General features: G+C 69.8%; 21 protein-coding genes and 1 pseudogene. 19 read left to right on the forward strand and 3 right to left on the reverse strand.

The window, feature by feature from the left end; genetic code table 11:
* On the forward strand, positions 1–385 hold a 385-nt coding region (locus ACZ53K_RS42065), incomplete at its 5' end, for a hypothetical protein (protein WP_468848263.1).
* Between the two features lie 28 nt (positions 386–413).
* Here ACZ53K_RS42065 and ACZ53K_RS42070 read toward each other — a convergent pair.
* Positions 414–533, reverse strand: a pseudogene (locus ACZ53K_RS42070) (IS5 family transposase); the annotation flags it as partial.
* Positions 534–1,132: 599 nt separating this feature from the next.
* Here ACZ53K_RS42070 and ACZ53K_RS42075 point away from each other — a divergent pair.
* Entirely contained in the window at positions 1,133–1,687 is a 555-nt protein-coding gene (locus tag ACZ53K_RS42075; protein ID WP_468848266.1) for a GNAT family N-acetyltransferase, read from the forward strand.
* Between the two features lie 59 nt (positions 1,688–1,746).
* Here ACZ53K_RS42075 and ACZ53K_RS42080 read toward each other — a convergent pair whose 3' ends face one another.
* The gene (locus ACZ53K_RS42080; protein ID WP_468848268.1) at positions 1,747–2,730 is read right to left on the reverse strand and encodes a phosphotransferase family protein; all 984 of its coding nucleotides are present in this window, start codon (positions 2,728–2,730) and stop codon (positions 1,747–1,749) included.
* A 217-nt stretch (positions 2,731–2,947) separates the two neighbouring features.
* Between ACZ53K_RS42080 and ACZ53K_RS42085 the strand changes: the two genes are divergently transcribed.
* The 15 genes from ACZ53K_RS42085 to ACZ53K_RS42155 all read left to right on the forward strand — a co-directional run bounded on the left by ACZ53K_RS42085 (position 2,948) and on the right by ACZ53K_RS42155 (position 10,416).
* Complete coding sequence (locus ACZ53K_RS42085) at positions 2,948–3,133, forward strand: hypothetical protein (protein WP_468848271.1); 186 nt, start codon at positions 2,948–2,950, stop codon at positions 3,131–3,133.
* A 37-nt stretch (positions 3,134–3,170) separates the two neighbouring features.
* A complete protein-coding gene (locus ACZ53K_RS42090; RefSeq protein ID WP_468848274.1) occupies positions 3,171–3,467 on the forward strand; it encodes a hypothetical protein in 297 nt (98 codons plus the stop codon).
* Positions 3,464–3,658 carry a hypothetical protein gene (locus tag ACZ53K_RS42095; protein WP_468848277.1) on the forward strand — a complete coding sequence of 65 codons (195 nt, stop codon included), beginning with the start codon at positions 3,464–3,466 and terminating at the stop codon, positions 3,656–3,658. The genes ACZ53K_RS42090 and ACZ53K_RS42095 overlap by 4 nt, the downstream gene beginning before the upstream one ends.
* A 178-nt stretch (positions 3,659–3,836) precedes the next feature.
* Positions 3,837–4,388 carry a hypothetical protein gene (locus tag ACZ53K_RS42100; RefSeq protein WP_468848280.1) on the forward strand — a complete coding sequence of 184 codons (552 nt, stop codon included), beginning with the start codon at positions 3,837–3,839 and terminating at the stop codon, positions 4,386–4,388.
* Positions 4,389–4,561: 173 nt separating this feature from the next.
* The gene (locus tag ACZ53K_RS42105; RefSeq protein ID WP_468848282.1) at positions 4,562–5,608 is read left to right on the forward strand and encodes a hypothetical protein; all 1,047 of its coding nucleotides are present in this window, start codon (positions 4,562–4,564) and stop codon (positions 5,606–5,608) included.
* Between the two features lie 145 nt (positions 5,609–5,753).
* The gene (locus ACZ53K_RS42110; protein WP_468848284.1) at positions 5,754–6,494 is read left to right on the forward strand and encodes an NUDIX domain-containing protein; all 741 of its coding nucleotides are present in this window, start codon (positions 5,754–5,756) and stop codon (positions 6,492–6,494) included.
* A 97-nt stretch (positions 6,495–6,591) separates the two neighbouring features.
* On the forward strand, positions 6,592–6,903 hold the full coding sequence (locus tag ACZ53K_RS42115; RefSeq protein WP_468848286.1) for a hypothetical protein: 312 nt from the start codon (positions 6,592–6,594) through the stop codon (positions 6,901–6,903).
* Between the two features lie 90 nt (positions 6,904–6,993).
* Positions 6,994–7,680, forward strand: coding sequence for a GGDEF domain-containing protein (locus ACZ53K_RS42120; RefSeq protein ID WP_468848288.1), 687 nt, complete (start codon positions 6,994–6,996; stop codon positions 7,678–7,680).
* Positions 7,677–8,117, forward strand: a complete 441-nt coding sequence (locus ACZ53K_RS42125; protein ID WP_468848291.1) for an ASCH domain-containing protein — start codon at positions 7,677–7,679, stop codon at positions 8,115–8,117. Before ACZ53K_RS42120 ends, ACZ53K_RS42125 begins: the two co-directional genes overlap by 4 nt.
* The gene (locus tag ACZ53K_RS42130; RefSeq protein WP_468848294.1) at positions 8,114–8,395 is read left to right on the forward strand and encodes a hypothetical protein; all 282 of its coding nucleotides are present in this window, start codon (positions 8,114–8,116) and stop codon (positions 8,393–8,395) included. Before ACZ53K_RS42125 ends, ACZ53K_RS42130 begins: the two co-directional genes overlap by 4 nt.
* A gap of 20 nt (positions 8,396–8,415) precedes the next feature.
* Entirely contained in the window at positions 8,416–8,586 is a 171-nt protein-coding gene (locus tag ACZ53K_RS42135; RefSeq protein WP_468848296.1) for a hypothetical protein, read from the forward strand.
* Between the two features lie 12 nt (positions 8,587–8,598).
* Positions 8,599–9,441, forward strand: coding sequence for an Lsr2 family DNA-binding protein (locus ACZ53K_RS42140; protein ID WP_468848299.1), 843 nt, complete (start codon positions 8,599–8,601; stop codon positions 9,439–9,441).
* A complete protein-coding gene (locus ACZ53K_RS42145) occupies positions 9,441–9,923 on the forward strand; it encodes a hypothetical protein (RefSeq protein ID WP_468848302.1) in 483 nt (160 codons plus the stop codon). Before ACZ53K_RS42140 ends, ACZ53K_RS42145 begins: the two co-directional genes overlap by 1 nt.
* Positions 9,920–10,105: a hypothetical protein gene (locus ACZ53K_RS42150; RefSeq protein ID WP_468848304.1), complete on the forward strand. Its 186-nt coding sequence runs from the start codon at positions 9,920–9,922 to the stop codon at positions 10,103–10,105. The genes ACZ53K_RS42145 and ACZ53K_RS42150 overlap by 4 nt, the downstream gene beginning before the upstream one ends.
* A gap of 74 nt (positions 10,106–10,179) precedes the next feature.
* Entirely contained in the window at positions 10,180–10,416 is a 237-nt protein-coding gene (locus ACZ53K_RS42155) for a hypothetical protein (protein WP_468848305.1), read from the forward strand.
* A 411-nt stretch (positions 10,417–10,827) separates the two neighbouring features.
* Here ACZ53K_RS42155 and ACZ53K_RS42160 read toward each other — a convergent pair whose 3' ends face one another.
* Positions 10,828–11,373 (reverse strand): hypothetical protein, encoded by a 546-nt coding sequence (locus ACZ53K_RS42160; protein WP_468848307.1) that lies wholly within the window; start codon positions 11,371–11,373, stop codon positions 10,828–10,830.
* A 188-nt stretch (positions 11,374–11,561) separates the two neighbouring features.
* Between ACZ53K_RS42160 and ACZ53K_RS42165 the strand changes: the two genes are divergently transcribed.
* Together ACZ53K_RS42165 and ACZ53K_RS42170 are read left to right on the forward strand one after the other, a co-directional pair.
* Positions 11,562–11,927 carry a hypothetical protein gene (locus ACZ53K_RS42165; protein ID WP_468848310.1) on the forward strand — a complete coding sequence of 122 codons (366 nt, stop codon included), beginning with the start codon at positions 11,562–11,564 and terminating at the stop codon, positions 11,925–11,927.
* Positions 11,924–12,427: a hypothetical protein gene (locus ACZ53K_RS42170; RefSeq protein ID WP_468848312.1), complete on the forward strand. Its 504-nt coding sequence runs from the start codon at positions 11,924–11,926 to the stop codon at positions 12,425–12,427. Before ACZ53K_RS42165 ends, ACZ53K_RS42170 begins: the two co-directional genes overlap by 4 nt.
* Positions 12,428–12,617 lie beyond the last annotated feature (190 nt).

Raw genomic sequence — 12,617 nt, forward strand, 5'->3', positions numbered from 1 at the left:
GGCTATCTGCATGATCGTCCGCTGCATTCACATCGTCAGCCCGGCGACTGGGGAGGCCATGACCGATCACCCCTCCATCCGCATCGGAGCGGAGTACCCGGTGCTGGAGGTCCTCACTACCGCGAACCGAGTACTGCTCCGTATCCCTGAGCGGCTCGACACCACGGAGTACCGGGACAGCCCAGGGCTTTGGGACGCAGCCATGTTCTTGGTCGTCAGCAGTCGAATGCCGGGCTGCTGGGTCGCAGGGCTGGAGGACGGCAGGCTGACCTTGGCACCGCGTGAATGGCAGCGCGCCGGCCTCTGGGAGGACTACTTCGACGATGTGCCCGTTGCTGTCGAGGAGTACCTCCGGCTGAGAGCCGCAATCCTTGCCGACGTGTGATCGACGAGTTCGGATCATCGGTCGCTCGTCAGCGGACCGCGCGTTTGTCATACCTCGTGGCCCCCCGGCGCCTCTTGAGGCGATTGATGCCGCACTCGACCGCGCGGCGCTCACGGTAGTTGGCCTCGTCGATCATCGGCGGCCGACCGCGTGTCGGAAGCGGCGGTGGCCGACTGGCTTTCCAGTCATCCGTCGGGCTTTTGACCGCCTCGAGCCACCGCACCACTCCGAAGGGCCGTCACGGCAAGTACCGGGTTGACAGGCTCCATGAGTTCCTTGTTGGCGACAGCCACAAGGCGCGGGGGCGTCACCGTCCAGCAACGCGCTCACGTATTCGATGGCCTCCGCAGGCGAGAGCACGGGCAGCTTCTGACACAGTGTCCGCACAGCGAGCATGCGTCCGTGCGTGGCGGCGGCTCCGCGGAGCGCTTCGTGCAGGTCGTCTACTGCGGTGCGCACCGGCAGCCCACGTACCCGGGCTCGGTAGTCGTCCTCCCACGCTCCGGAGACCATCGAAGACCTCCGTCAGCAGGTGACCAGGCTCGCCCTAGCCAGCGCCGTCCTCACCCGCGAAAGGGGCAATCCAGCACCAATCGCACCCACTTCCGGCAGCGTGATCACGTTCCCCCGCTCAAAATCTTGAGGAGGTGCAGTAAGCGCTCAGACCCCACAAAATACCAGGTCAAAGGCAATTTGATGTCGCCGGAAAGTCTGGACCTCGCGCGCTAGAACGTGATCAAATAGGGGATGGCATCGTTCTGGACTGGTCAACGAGTACGCCTGCGCGGTATCGAGCCCGACGACTGGAGCGCATTCATGCGCTTCGCCGAGGACGAGGAGCGGTTGGGAGACCTGCTCAACCCACCCCGTTCTGCGGAGGGCTTCCGTGCCTGGGCGAAAGAGCAGGCCGCTGCCAAGCCCGATGGCGACTGCTTCGGGTTGGCGATCGAAGCCGTCGACACGGGGAAGATAGCCGGTGCTGTTGGCTCGCACCACGCTGATCCACGTGCGGGCTGGTTCGAGTACGGCGTCACGATGGAAGCTGGCCATCGGCGCAAAGGCTACGCGTCGGAAGCCGTGGTTATGCTGCTGCGCTTCATGTTTGACGAGCGGCGCTTTCACAAGTGTGGAGCCCGGGTCTTCGCAGATAATGAGGTGTCGTTGGCGTTCCAACGGCGGCTCGGTTTCGTTGAAGAAGGTCGCCTCCGCGACCAAGTGTTCTCTGCGGGTCAGCATCATGACGTCGTCATGATGGGCTTGCTCGCTGACGAGTTCGCCCAACTTCACCCGCCGAGCGAATGAGCTTTCACCCACTGCGCTGATGCCAAGACAGGCCGCTGGAGGCCACTGATTGCGAGTCCTCAGCCGTACCGGCTGAAGAGTGCTTGGAGATAGTCCTCCAAGCGCTGGGTCAGCGCAGACGGCGTCAGGTCTTCCCTCCCGAGTTTGCGCCAGGGCTCGGCGACCTTCTCCGCGTCCGGTGCGAAGGCCAGTGCATCCACCACGCGCCAGTACAGGTGGTCAGCCGGGTTGTCGCTGAGCGTCCCACCGGCTGCGATGTAACGACCCGCCAACTGCATGCCGACGGGCACTCCGTGTAGCAGGGCGAGTGCAGTGGAGCAGTGGGCCACATCCAGGTCGGCGGGCCCCCAGGACGTCTCCACCCAGTCCACGACACCGGTGATCGTCAGACCGGCTCCTTCTCCGGTGAAGAGCACGTTCCCGGGGTGGAAGTCACGGTGGAGGAAGCATGGCCGGTAAGCCGGGGGCGGACGGCGGATCACATCCACGGCACGCTGCCACACCTCCGGTCGTTTCGGGGCCTCGGGAAGCCGCACCTGCTCTGGACTGGTCCAGGCCTGATAGGTGCGTGGCCGGGATCCTTCCGGAACGAGCAACCCGTGAATCATCACGAGCTGCCGGGCAAGAAGCTCGGTCCTTCGCCCGATGTCCTCTCCGTCCAGCCTGAGGTTCCCTGGCAGCGACGACATCAGCAGAGACGGATGATCGCAGTGCTCAGCTGCCGCATCAACACTATGAAGACGAGCGGCCGGCACGGCCGTGTCCGCGAGCAGCCGGAGGACGTCCGCTTCCCGCGTGAGCAACCCCAGCGAGTGCTTCACGAAGAACGGTCTTACGAATGACCGGAGCACGAGGGAGTACTGCTTGCCCTCTCCCTCGACATCAAGGCGGCGCATCTGTGACGTCCATCCCCCACGCAGCGCTTCCACAGAACGAATCCGGTCCCCGGGACGGAAGTTCTGCTCCACCCATGCACGAGTGTTGGACCAGCCCATGTCATCGACATCAGTTTCAACAACCGCCGCGCTCTCGCCCTCAACCATGACAACAGCCTAGTGATCGCGAAGGAGCGTTCCGAGGCGAACCTTCAGAAGTTCTGAACAGAAGAGCTTGACGGGGCACGCCACGCCGAGGTCGCGGCCCGCGCGCAGATCGTGCAGTTCGCCCGCGGCTACGGCGTTGCCACCATCGCTCTCCTGGTGACCACGCCGCTTCGGGGCTGCCTGGCGTGCAACGCGGTCCGCCCCGCCAAACCCGCGCGTGCCGCGGGACGTCGTACGCCGCCAGCACGCCGAAGCCGTCGCCGCAGCCCCGAACCTGCGCAGCGAGGGCTTCGACCACGTGGTCTGTGCCGATCGCGTCCACCGCCTGGAGCCGCTGCTGCACCGTGCCAGCGACACCCGTCGCGCGGAGCTCGGCGGGGCGGCGACGGCCTGGGCGACCTGATGGTGCGCCGCTTCTTCGGCCCCGAGGTGTTGCCGCTGTGGCGCTGGCGCACCGGCTCGCAGCTTGCCGGGGCGACCGTATCGGCGACATCCGCCTTGGACCCGACCACCTGGTCTTCGCGCTGCGCACTGACATCGACGGCGAGGGCACCTTCGGCTTCGACCTGCTGGTGGCCTGCCCGGTCGACGACGACTGCGACGCCCCCGCGTGGGAGCCGGTCTCCTCGGTCAACGACCTCCTGACCGCGCACCCCCACGACACCGTCTGCACCGTTCACGGCAGCCCCGACGCCAGTGACGACGAGGCCGCCTGCGCGAAGGAGCTCTCTGCGTGACCGACGATCCCGCACAGCCCGATGGCGGTTGGGACCACGCCGGATTCCGCTGCGGCCAGTGCGGCGCCCACCGCACCGCGACCACCGAGACCGACTACCTCCAGACCGTCGGTGCTCACCACGACGCGCACGCCCTGGCCGACCGGCTGAACCCGATCGAGCGCGACGGCCTCGCCTCGATCTCCGCGTGATCCTGGCCGACGTGCCTCTCGGCATCGAGTTCCTGGCCCTCATGGACCAGCCGGCCGGCAGCCACGCCCCTCCCCGACCGAGCCCCGATGACTCCTCGTGCCGCCCAGCCCCTCCCGGGCCGGGCGGCACGGGAAGCGGGCAGACCCGCCAGCACCTTCCCCGACAGGAGACCGGCCCATGACCGTTGTCCAGCTGCACCGCCCCGCCCGGCACGACCGCACCGCCGACGAGACGACGGCCCCGATCGTCGCCCTGCGCCGGCGCGTGGACAACTTCGACCTCATAAGCCGCCAGCGTGAGCGCGGCGAGGCGGCCGCCTTCCAGGCCGTCCTGGCCGCCGAAGCCGTCCTGACCGGCTCGTTCCCCGACACCCTCGGCGCTGTCGTCGCCCCCATGTCCTGGACCGGCTACCCGCCGGTCGACGATCCCCCGTACACGGCGTGCGCGGTCACCTACCTCGGCTCCGCCGACGGCGTCCACGGCTGGTGGCTGCACGCCACCCAGCGCCACGACCAGCTCGGCGAGGCACAGCACACCCTCACCCTGATCACGCCCTGCGCCTGCGGCACCTACCTCCACGCGGAAATCCCCGACGAGGACGCGCTGATCGTGATGCTCGAAGAACTCGACACCGCCCCCGGCGCACCCGTCGCCTGCGACGACCAGCTGCGCATCCGCGCTGCGAGCTACGCCGACCCGGCGCACGACAGCTTCGAGCCGCCCTTCTAGACCGCTGGCGCACCACCGAGCGCCGCACGCGGCTGGAAGCAGCACCTCGCTCTTCCTGAGGCCGTCGACCACCGTGCCGGCGGTCACTGAAGCGCCCGGGGCGGCCGCCGGCCATCACACCCGGCCGCCCCGGAGCACCCTCACCCCCTCTTGTCAGAAGGAGTTCCACCACCATGCCTGCCCAGCGTGCCGTATGGCAGCGTCCTCGCCTCCCCGACGACGCCTTCACACCCGATGGGACGGGCACCGTTCCCGTCGACGTCGGCAGCACACTGCCGACGCAACCGGTCCAGGTCGCCTTCACCCCCGCCGAACCGGACGGCGTCGCGAAAGAGCCCGGTGCGGGCTGGCTCCAGCCCACGGGCCTGGTCGTCCACACCAACTGGCACAAGCCGTACCCGGACCACACCCGCCCGTACTGCCAGGGCCCCGCCACCGAGGAGGCACAGTCCTGGCACATCTCCACCCCCGACGGCCACGCAGTAGCCGCGTTCACCTACTACACCCGCGAACGGGCCGAGGCGGCCGCGGCCGATATCGCCGCCGCTCTACCGCACGGTGCATGGCCCCGGGAAGCGGACCATGACAACGACCTGTACGAGCTGGCCTTCGACGCCTCGACCGGCCCGGAGATGCTCCCGCGCACCGACAGCCGGGGGCGCCCCGGCTGGGGATACGGCGCGGACTGGATCTACTGGCGGATGCCGCCCACCCGAGCCCTCTACCACCGCATGATCGCCAAGCATGGTGGTGCAGCACCGGCCAAGTTCTGCCTCTCCTGCCGAAAGACCGTGCGCCGGGCCCGCCGCGACGGATGGATCCCGCGAACCGGGCACTGGCCGCGCTGGGGCGCCCACCCCCGCGGCAGCCAGCGCAAGGCACACTGCTTCTGCGCGCAGTGCTACATCCCGGTGACCATCGGCACGATCGGCCAGACCACCGACGAGCACGGCCACACCGTCCCTGCGGCGCGCTCGGCCAGCACCCACACCCCCATCGGCGAAACCGGTGAATGGGCCTTCGGGCTCGCTGCCCACCCGGTGCCGCTCGAGGAACGGCCCTTCGCCTGGGTTCGCTACCTGCTCGCCGACAGCGGCCACGTGATTCTCGACAACCGCCCCTGCTCGGGGCTGTGGCCCGAAGGCGTGCGGCATGACGACGCCTTCCTGTGCGAAACCGGGTTCGCCGGAGCCGACGACGACCAGGACGCCACGAGCTGACCGAGCTGCTTGCGCAATCAGCCCTACCACCGCTGCCGCCCACAGGGCCGGCGGCCGTCGAAGCGTCTTGGGCGGCCGCCGACCATCACACCCGGCCACTCCGGAGCACAACTCTTCCCTCATCAGGTCGAGACCAGGAGGCACTTTGAACACCGACACCGACACCGACATCGTCGCCGAGACGCTTCACTTCACCGCCGACGTCGTCCTGCGCGCCGCCGGGCATGTCCTGTTGATCAATCGGCGCTGGGATCCGTACGCCGGCTGCTGGGCGCTCCCGGGAGGCCACGTAGAGGTGGACAAGGCAGAGACCAGCTTGACCGCCGCAGCCCGCGAGTTGGAGGAAGAGTGCGGTATTACGGTCCCGGCTGCCGACCTGTGGCAGGTGGGCGCCTACGACGCCCCCGGCCGTGACCCCCGCGGCCGGTACGTCACGGTCGCCTACACAGCCACCCTGCCCTCGCCGGTCTCGCCGACCGCGGCAGACGACGCCGTGGACGCCCGCTGGTGGCCCCTGGACGCCCTCCCCAGCCTCGCGTTCGACCACGTCGAGATCGTTGCGGATGCCGTGTCCCAGTGGGCTGGCACGGCCAAGAACGACAGCAACACCTTCGCCGCGCTCAGCGACTGCTTCGCGGCCGACCTCGCCGCGCTCGTCTCGGAGGAAGCACCGCAGGCCCTCACCGCGAGCGGCTTCATCGACCTGGTCGAACGGGTTCGCGATGTCCTGGTCACCGCGAGCGTCGGCTATCTGCAGGAGGCCGGCGAGGACCTGGACGCCGCCGCCTCCTGCCTCACGGACGCGCTGACCAGCTCCGAAGGCGACCCGCGCTTGCTCCTGGCGCGGGCGCGCATCCGCCTGCGCGACGCCATCGCGGCGGTCTGATGGCCGTGCGTTGAGTGCGCTCCGTGCCGCCCCGTCCCGCACCGTTGGGGCCGGGGCGGTCGCGGTGGCACCTCGCCCACATGAGCCACGAAGGGAGATGGACGTCATGCCCCTGCCCTACTTCGAGGTCGACGTCCCCATACGCAGCACCGGCCAGCCGAGCCTGCGCGGTGTCCACGTCTTCACCGGCCCCGCCGACAGCCGCAGCGCCGCCCTGCGGATCGCGCACGAGGTCTACGACGCGGCCCGCACCGCACAGCAGGCCGGAGGCGGGATTCCGCGCGGGCGGCCGGATGGCTGGGCAGCCCGCGGCTACCGGCCCGGCTGGGAGCCCGACTGGAAAGCAGCGACCGCTGGCCGCTGGAACACCCCTTACACCTGGGGCCGTGTCAGCGACCTCGAGCTGTAGCTCCGCCCCGGGACAGGCGCTCAAGGCGTCCAAACCAGTTCGCCTGCCCCGGGCCCAACCATCCCGTGAGACGGGAGGGAGAACCCCAGTATGGACTCCATCCTGCGTGCGCGGCCCCGTTTCGGGCAGCACGCCCTCCTGGTGACCACGGCCGCCGTGCCGGTGGCCGGCTGGTCCCTGCACGCCGTGGCCCTGCACCGGCGCCTGGCCGCGGCCCGCAAGTGCCAGCTGACCGGGCTGCCCGGCCGTGATGAGCTTCTGGCGTACGGCGACCGGCTTCTGCGCACCGGACGCCGCGGCGCCGTACATGTGGTGATGCTGGGCGGCGTCGACTTCAAGGGCGTCAACGATCGCTTCGGGCACGCCGCCGGGGACGCCGTTATCCGCGCTCTGGGCCGGCGCCTGGCCCGCTGGTCCACGGGCCGTCGGGCACTCGCGGCCCGGCTGGGCGGCGACGAGTTCGCGCTCGCCGCGGCCCTGCCGCCCGCCTCGGCCCTGGCGGAACTCGCCGCGCAGCGCGCGCAGCTGCAGCAGCCCCTGCGGTACGAGCGGCTGACCCTGCGCATGGATGTCTCGGTCGGCATCGCCCGCGCCGCGGACCTGCCCGGCGAGCCGTGCAGCCGCCTGCTGCGAGGCGCGGACACGGCCATGTACCAGGTCAAGAACGGCAAGGTGATGTTCCCGTACTGCGCGTCGCGGGCCGACGCCTACACCGAGACCGTCAACGGCCGCCGCGCCGGACGGCGGGGCGCCGCACGGCCGGAGCACGCCGCATGACCGCCGTGCCCCTGCCGAAGGGCGACTGGATCCGCGGCATCAGCATCCGCCAGCCGTACGCGGCGTGCATCCTCGCCGGTGCCAAGACGGTGGAGAACCGGCCCGCACGGTGGCGGCCGGGCTGGGTGCTGCTGCACACCAGCAAGACCCTCGACCAGCCCGCCCTGCGCATCCCGCTGGTCGCCCGCACGGTCGGCGGCCGCGAGCTGGTCACCGGTGCGGTGGTCGGCATCGCCCGGATCACCGACTGCCACCAGGACCCCGAAGGGCAGCCGCCCTGCTCGCCGTGGGCGCACCCGGGTGCCTGGCATCTGGTGCTCGCGGACGTCACAGAGCTGCCCCTGCCGGTCCCCGCCCGCGGGCAGGTCGTGCCCTGGAAACCGTCACCCGACCTGCTGGAGCGCGTCTTTCAGCAGGTGCCCGGCTTCCGGCCGTGACCCGCACCCGAGGCAAGAAGAAGCCGTTGTTCGAACCGGGTCTGATCCCGGCTCCCGGCGGCCTCCTCGAATGGCGCGACAGCCAGCACTTCGACCACTGGCAGGACCGCCCCTGCGTGCTGTGCGACAGGCCCACGCCGCTGCGCTCCCACTACGGGGAGCCCGTGCACAAGACGTGCGGCGAAAACTGGATCGCCGAGCACCCGGCCGAGGCCCGCCTCGGCCGGTTCGCCTCCGACCTCCAGACCAGCCGCCGACGCGACGACGACCACGCCTGACCCTCCCCTCGGAGGCCCTCATGGACAGCACCATCCGCGACGATCACGCGCTCGCCTACCCCGAGCCGCCCGCCTCCCCACTGTGGCACCGCCACCCGAAGGCGCCACCGCTCACCCCCGCCCAACGCAGGCGCAACTACGACCTGCTGCTGGACGGCGCCCGGCGCACGCCCCGTACGACGGCCGCGTAGGAGACCAGCGAGATGTTCACCGACATGCGCAAAGCCCTCGACGCAGAGGCCCTCGACATCAACCCCCTCAGCGCCCGCCAGCACAGCGCCGCCTCGGTGCTGGTCGCCCGCCACACCCGCGACAAGGACGACCTCGCCGACCTGCTGGGCGCACTCGGACTGCCCAGCACCGAAGACGACCTCGTGCGGCTCCTCCCCCTTCTCCCCCGCGCCGACGCCACCCCGACCGGAGACCCGATGCTCACCGAAGCCCCCACCACCTACACGGCCGTCGCCACCTCGATGCTCAACAACGGCGACGACCCCGAGCACGTCCGCACCACGCTCGGCCTGTCCGCGGACGAACTCGCCGCCGCCCACCGGCACACCGCCGCCGCAGGCACCACCGATGGACCGGCGCCGACGGTCGCCTCCGGCGCTGACGCCCCGCCGTCCGTCGACGGCTCCCCGCTCGAAGCGCTGCTGGCCTGGGGTGAACAGCACGACGCCAAGACCGTCCAGGCGCTCGCCGCCCGGGCCCACACCGCTTTGGCCGACCTCGCCCAGCGCCGGACCACCGAACAGGCCGTCGAGGCGGCCGAGGCCGAGGTCGACCGATTGGAAACCGAGCTGGCGCGAGCTCGTCAGGCACTGCGCCAGGCGAAGAGCGGCAAGCCTGCTGCCCCGGACACGGAGGAGACGGGCGCGCCGCCTTCGGCCGCTCGCCGGCGGTCCGCGGAGGAACTCGCTGCGATCCGCACCTGGGCCCGGGCGGCCGGCTACCAGGTCGCCGACTGGGGGCTGCCCTCCCGGGCCGTACTGAAGGCGTACGACGCCGCCCAGCAGGACGCGAAGACGCAGGAGGAGGCCGACTGATGGATGCCACGCACCTGGCGGTCGACGGCTACGTCGACGCGGTCCCGGCCCCCGGCACCAGCTGGGGCACCGCGACGTTCGACCTGATCCACTCCCCCGCCGACGCGGACCGGATCGCGCCCGACACCCCGGACACGGTGTACGCCTGCACCACCAGCGACCCGCGCATCACCGACGTCCTGCTGAGCGAGATCCAGCCCGGCGACCTGCTCCGTGTCACCGGCACCGCCGTCCGGGCCGACGGACCGGCCGCTCCCGCCCGGCTCACCGTCGACGCCCTGGAGGTCCTGGAAGCCGCCCCCGCCCCGGTCCTGTACGACCTGGTGCTGGAGCGATGGAGCGGCTACGCGGCCGTGTTCGACGCGGACCGGGACACCGTGCCGGTGTTCACCGTGACCGGCACATGGGTCGGCGAGGCCGACAGCCCCGACGCCATCACCGACCTGATCGACGCCTACGAAAACGGCGGTGGCCAGCGATGACCACCGCCCCCTTTGTGCAGCGCACCGTGCTCAAAGCTTTCCCCGCCGCTCACCCGCGCGGCTCGTGGCCGGCCGACGAATACGCCGCCGAACAGCGCGCCCAGGGCCGGCCCGCCCGGGTCGTCATGAACCGGGACACCGACGAATTCCTGGTGATCGCCGACAGTCCCGCTCCGCACTGACCCGCCCACTGCCCAGTGCCGTGCCCACCGCCGTACGGGCACGGCACCCCTGCTGAGCGAAAGGCGCTCTGCCCATGACTTTCCCAACCCGCGCCATGCCCGTGCTGGTCACCCTGGCACTCCTTGTCCCCGCGGCGGCTGCCTGTACGGACCGCCGCGACCGGCACTGCGACGACAGGGCGCTCACGCCGGCCGCCGCGCTGTCGGCGGTGCAGCGCCCCGGCCCCGGCGGCCACGGCCACGGCAGCGTCGGCAAACCGAACCCGCACTCCAAGCAGCAGCACCACGGATCGAGCAGCCGCTGCCACTGAACAGCAGCATCCACCCGAACACCGCCTCCGGGCCCGGCCGACGCCGCGTCGTACGGGCCCGTCCGCATCCGCACCGCCGTCGGCCAAGCCCTGTCCGCTCCGGCGCTGTTCCCTTCCACTGCAGTCCCGAATTTGGAGACACCCGTGTACGACGTGTTCATCGACTCCTTCGGCGCCCGCTGGCAGGACCCGCCCCCGCCGCGCTACCGCGCCGCCGTCCTGTCCATCAACCTCACCGATGTACTGTTCTCCCGGCAGTTCAAAGCATGGCTCCGGACGCCGAGCGGAGAATGCCTCTACTACGCTCGGGCATGCGGAAGCCACCCTCAGCTGGGCGGTCACGCAATCCGGCACCGCCGAGCTGAACCCTCGGCGGTGCCACTCTTCAGTGCCGCGCGCTCGCGGCCACACTCACGCCATGGTGGCCCCTTCCTGCTCGTTCCTGGCAGCCGCCGGGGCGATCGCGAACCAGGCCGTAGGGTCCTCCACAACCCGGCCCTCCTTGACCAGTGCCTTCAATCGGGACCGCGTCGTCTCCACCCTCCGTCCGTTCGAGGTATCCGAGATGTCCTCGCCGATGGCTGCGGCGATGTCCTGCGCTTTCATCGCCCGCCCGGCCCCCGCCAGCAGCACCAGCATCCGCTCGCGGGCCACCGCCAACTCCAACGGACCCGACGAGCCGGGCGTGCCGCTTGGATCCGCGACATCATCGGGCGACACGTCGGGGGCCGACGCGTCCACGGGATCCGCGACGCCTGCCGGGCTCTGCTCCTGCGGCCTAGGTTCGTTGCCGCCGTCGACGGTGTGGTCACCGCTTGTGAGGGAACGCAGAGTCTCGCGTGTGATCGTCAGGTGGACCAGCCGTTCCTCCGCTGCCGCGGCCTTCTCGCGAAGAGCGGACAACTCCCCGCGCACAACGGCCTCTTCAGTATCCAGACGCTCGAACAGCGACACCATCGCGGCCCTGCCTTCACCCAGCCGACACCTGGACCTCACGGCAGTGGAAGCCCCAGCCAAACGTAGGGCGATCCGTAACAAGATCGCAGACGGTGACCGCAGATGCTCCCAAACGACCGCGCTCGCCTGCCTTGCGTCTGCACTCCTCCGCCGAAAGACCACTCCTGCCCGTCCCGTAGGCTCACCTCATGCCGATTGAGGATCGCCCGCAGAGCACCGTCAAACCCTGGCAGGACTGCACGGACGTGTACGACTTCCTGGACCAGATCCGACTGAGGCCCGACATGTGGCTGCCGGGTGGCTCACTCCGTCGTCTGGAGGCGTTCCTCACCGGCTACCGCGTCGCGCTCGGCGTGCACGCGATCGACGAACCCTTCGACTTCTGGCCCGAAGAGCGATTTACGCAATGGCTTCACGAGCGTCGCGGGATGCCCAGCTCCCTCGGCTGGGCCGCCGAGATCGAACGCACCACGCCTCACGACTCCACCCCGATCGAGGAGTTCTTCCGACTGCTGGACGAATACCGACAAGACGGGGGAGGAAGAGAACGATGACTGATCTCCGGTTCAGCTGGGAACTCAGCGGATCCGGCTGGGCAACGTGCCGCATCGCAGACGGTTCTTCGGAACGCAAGGACATCGTCAGCTACCTCACCGATGCCCTTGCCGACCTGCTTCACGGCGTTGCGGGCCTCTACGGCCCCAACCCCATCCACCGGTTCTCCTTCGACCTCGAACCGGCCGAAGTCAGGTGGGTCCTTCGAGGCCTGGGGCCGGACGTGGACATCAGGATCTACCGCTTCCCGGACATGTCAGCGAGCTTCGATGCAAACGACGCCGACGGCACGCTCGTATGGACCTCAAGGCAAAACCGAAGCGCCCTGAGCCACGCCATCGTCGAATCTGCACAGTCAGTGCTGCGACTCCACGGCGAAGAGGGATACCGAGCCAAGTGGGTGCAGCACCCCTTCCCCGTCGCCGCACTGCAAGACCTCCGCCGGCTGCACCTACGAGATGACGCCTGCGACAGCCGGCACGACACGTCCCTCTCATAGGCGGCCTGTGCCCCAGCCGGGAAACGATCACCGCTCGGACGGGAAGCGATCTTCAAAGGAGTCGGACGCATCTGGTCAGCCCTAATCGTGAACACCCCTACATAGCCACTGCCACCGCCACCCGCGACGACATCCGCACCCAGCCCTACGCCTGGACATGCACCTGCGGATCCTCACGCAGCTTCCCCAC

The sequence above is a fragment of the Streptomyces sp. NPDC033221 genome, from assembly GCF_055577005.1.

Coding starts and splice junctions, on each gene's coding strand:
- ACZ53K_RS42075 (WP_468848266.1), top strand. CDS start 1,133: ATGGCATCGTTCTGGACTGGTCAACGAGTACGCCTGCGCGGTATCGAG.
- ACZ53K_RS42080 (WP_468848268.1), bottom strand. CDS start 2,730: ATGGTTGAGGGCGAGAGCGCGGCGGTTGTTGAAACTGATGTCGATGAC.
- ACZ53K_RS42100 (WP_468848280.1), top strand. CDS start 3,837: ATGACCGTTGTCCAGCTGCACCGCCCCGCCCGGCACGACCGCACCGCC.
- ACZ53K_RS42105 (WP_468848282.1), top strand. CDS start 4,562: ATGCCTGCCCAGCGTGCCGTATGGCAGCGTCCTCGCCTCCCCGACGAC.
- ACZ53K_RS42115 (WP_468848286.1), top strand. CDS start 6,592: ATGGACGTCATGCCCCTGCCCTACTTCGAGGTCGACGTCCCCATACGC.
- ACZ53K_RS42120 (WP_468848288.1), top strand. CDS start 6,994: ATGGACTCCATCCTGCGTGCGCGGCCCCGTTTCGGGCAGCACGCCCTC.
- ACZ53K_RS42125 (WP_468848291.1), top strand. CDS start 7,677: ATGACCGCCGTGCCCCTGCCGAAGGGCGACTGGATCCGCGGCATCAGC.
- ACZ53K_RS42135 (WP_468848296.1), top strand. CDS start 8,416: ATGGACAGCACCATCCGCGACGATCACGCGCTCGCCTACCCCGAGCCG.
- ACZ53K_RS42140 (WP_468848299.1), top strand. CDS start 8,599: ATGTTCACCGACATGCGCAAAGCCCTCGACGCAGAGGCCCTCGACATC.
- ACZ53K_RS42145 (WP_468848302.1), top strand. CDS start 9,441: ATGGATGCCACGCACCTGGCGGTCGACGGCTACGTCGACGCGGTCCCG.
- ACZ53K_RS42150 (WP_468848304.1), top strand. CDS start 9,920: ATGACCACCGCCCCCTTTGTGCAGCGCACCGTGCTCAAAGCTTTCCCC.
- ACZ53K_RS42155 (WP_468848305.1), top strand. CDS start 10,180: ATGACTTTCCCAACCCGCGCCATGCCCGTGCTGGTCACCCTGGCACTC.
- ACZ53K_RS42160 (WP_468848307.1), bottom strand. CDS start 11,373: ATGGTGTCGCTGTTCGAGCGTCTGGATACTGAAGAGGCCGTTGTGCGC.
- ACZ53K_RS42165 (WP_468848310.1), top strand. CDS start 11,562: ATGCCGATTGAGGATCGCCCGCAGAGCACCGTCAAACCCTGGCAGGAC.
- ACZ53K_RS42170 (WP_468848312.1), top strand. CDS start 11,924: ATGACTGATCTCCGGTTCAGCTGGGAACTCAGCGGATCCGGCTGGGCA.